Annotated in this window: 2 protein-coding genes; one reads left to right on the top strand and one right to left on the bottom strand. The window is 69.8% G+C overall.

Annotation, left to right across the window (positions count from 1 at the left end; all coding sequences use genetic code 11):
- Positions 1 to 262 precede the first annotated feature (262 nt).
- On the bottom strand, positions 263 to 811 hold the full coding sequence (locus AC07AB_RS40160) for a MarR family winged helix-turn-helix transcriptional regulator (protein WP_478577667.1): 549 nt from the start codon (positions 809 to 811) through the stop codon (positions 263 to 265).
- 137 nt (positions 812 to 948) lie between these two features.
- Here AC07AB_RS40160 and AC07AB_RS40165 point away from each other — a divergent pair, with 137 nt between their 5' ends.
- Complete coding sequence (locus tag AC07AB_RS40165; RefSeq protein ID WP_478577670.1) at positions 949 to 2,238, top strand: MFS transporter; 1,290 nt, start codon at positions 949 to 951, stop codon at positions 2,236 to 2,238.
- Positions 2,239 to 2,429 lie beyond the last annotated feature (191 nt).

Genomic DNA, 2,429 nt, shown 5'->3' on the forward strand with positions numbered 1-2,429 from the left:
GTCCCCGTTGGAGGGGGTTTCTCGCGCCTTCCGGCGTGGTCACTACTTTAGCGGATTTCCCTGGTGACTCATAATCGAGTCCGTGGTCCGAATTCCGGCATGCCGAAATCGTTCCCGTTCAGGGGCCGTGCTGTAGTGATTTGCCGCCGGTGCGGCTCAAGTGGCTACCGAAGAACCGTTACGGCTCCGTGGCAACTCGGAGAACACTACGGACGGCCCCTGGCTGTGTCAACCCGCCCCGGTCACCCTCAGTCCAGGTCGTTCAGTCCAGGTCGTTCAGGCGCCCGCCGGCGTCCGGCTGGGCGTCCTCCACGCGGCGCAGCAGCCGGGTCAGCATCTCGCCGAGCACCGCGCGCTCGTCGCCCGAGAGGTCCTGGAGCAGGTCGCCCTCGAAGATGGTCGCCATCCGCATCGCTTCCAGCCACTTGCTGCGGCCTTCGCTCGTAATGCCGATGATGACGCGGACCCGGTTGTTCTCGTCGCGCTCCCGCGTGACCAGCCCCTCCCCCACCATCCGGTCGATGCGGTGGGTCATGGCCGCCGGGGTCAGTCCGAGGCGCTTCGCGAGTTCACCGGGGCCCAGGCGGTAGGGCTCGCCGGCCAGTACGAGGGCCTTGAGCACCTCCCACTCGGTGTTGCTGATGCCGAGGTCGGCGGTCTGTCGCCCGTACGCGACGTTCATGCGGCGGTTGAGGCGGCTCAGGGCCGAGACGACCTTCTCCACCTGCGGATCTAGGTCGTGGAACTCTCGCTGGTACGCAGCGATCTGCTCGTCGAGGCTCGGCTCTGGAGGGCCGGGGGTGTCAGCCATGCGCCGCAGTATGACACGTGTGATTGGCGTTAAAGCCCTTTGATATGTACTCTTTAGCTTCGAACTTTAGAGTTGAAGTCTTCAGGCTTGGACTCTCCCCCCTTCCCTTCTCCACTCTCACTATCTAGGAGGTGAGCGTGACCACCGCGATGGGCGCAGCGCTGCGCCGGATCCAGCTGGGCAACGCACTGAGTGCGTTCGGCAACGGCTTCACCGTCCCCTTCCTGTTCATCTATGTGTCTCAGGTGCGGGATCTCGGCGCGAGCACGGCAGGCATCGTGCTCGCGACGTTCGCCGTGGCCGCGCTCGCCGTGCTGCCCTTCACCGGCTGGGCCATCGACCGGCGGGGTCCGCTGCCTGTCGCCGTCGTCGGTACGGTCGCCGCCGCCATCGGTTCGATGGGGCTCGGGCTCGCCCAGACCGAGCCGCTGGCCATCGCCGCCGCGGCCGCGCTGGGCGCGGGTATCGCGGTCATCCAGCCGGCCCTGGCCACCATGATCGTGTGGTGCTCCACCCCGGCCACCCGGTCGCGCTCCTTCGCGATGCAGTTCTTCCTGAACAACCTGGGGCTCGGCGTCGGCGGACTGCTCGGCGGTCAGCTCGTGGACACCTCGGACCCGTCGAGCTTCGTGCGGCTGTTCGCGATCGAGTCCGCGATGTTCCTGGTGCTGGGCGCGATCCTCGCGACCGTACGGCTGCCGAGCACGTCGAAGGTCGAGGACTCGGTGCCGCAGGAGGCCGCCAAGGGCGGCTGGCGGACGCTGCTCTCGGACCGGGCGATGGTGCAGCTGTGCGTGCTGGGCTTCGTGATGTTCTTCGCCTGCTACGGGCAGTTCGAGTCGGGCCTGTCCGCGTACGCCGTCGAGGTCACCCGGATCTCCCCCGCGACGCTGGGCGTGGCGCTGGCCGCCAACACGGCCGCCATCGTGCTGGCGCAGTTCGTCGTGCTGAAGCTCGTCGAGCGGCGGCGGCGCAGCCGGGTCATAGCGCTGGTCGGGCTGGTCTGGACCGTGGCGTGGATCGCGGCCGGGGTCTCCGGCCTGGTGCACGGGGCGCAGGCCGTCGCCACCACGCTGCTCATCTCGACGTACGCGCTCTTCGGGCTGGGCGAGTCGATGCTGTCGCCGACGATGGCGCCGCTGGTGGCCGACCTGGCACCGTCGCGGCTGGTCGGTCAGTACAACTCGGCCTTCGCTCTGGTGAAGCAGCTCGCGCTGGCGATCGGTCCGGCCGTCGGCGGGCTGATGGCCGGGGGCGGTATGTACGTCGCTTATATAGCGATGCTGGTCGTGTGCTCGCTCGGGATCAGCGCGCTGGCGCTGTGGATGGGGCGGCGGCTGTCCGCGCAGCAGGACAACCCGCTGCGGGCGCAGGCGGCGCAGGCGCAGGTGCCGGAGTCTTCGGACGCGGTGGCCGTGGCCGCCTGACCCCCGGCCCTGCCGCACCTGTCGCGCACAGCCTCGGGGGGGGGGGGGGGGGGGAGGGGGGGGGGGGGGGGGGGGGGGGGGGGGGGGTGGGGGGGAAAGGGGAGGGGGGGGGGGGGGGGGGGGGGGTCGGGGAGGCGCTGCAGGGGGCGGCGCGGGCCGCAGCCGAGGCGACGGAATGATGTCCGGAATGG

This window comes from Streptomyces sp. NPDC044033, assembly GCF_056434425.1.

What these genes read in the sequence shown, in the direction of transcription:
- AC07AB_RS40160 (WP_478577667.1), bottom strand. Translation starts at nt 811, where the DNA reads ATGGCTGACACCCCCGGCCCTCCAGAGCCGAGCCTCGACGAGCAGATC.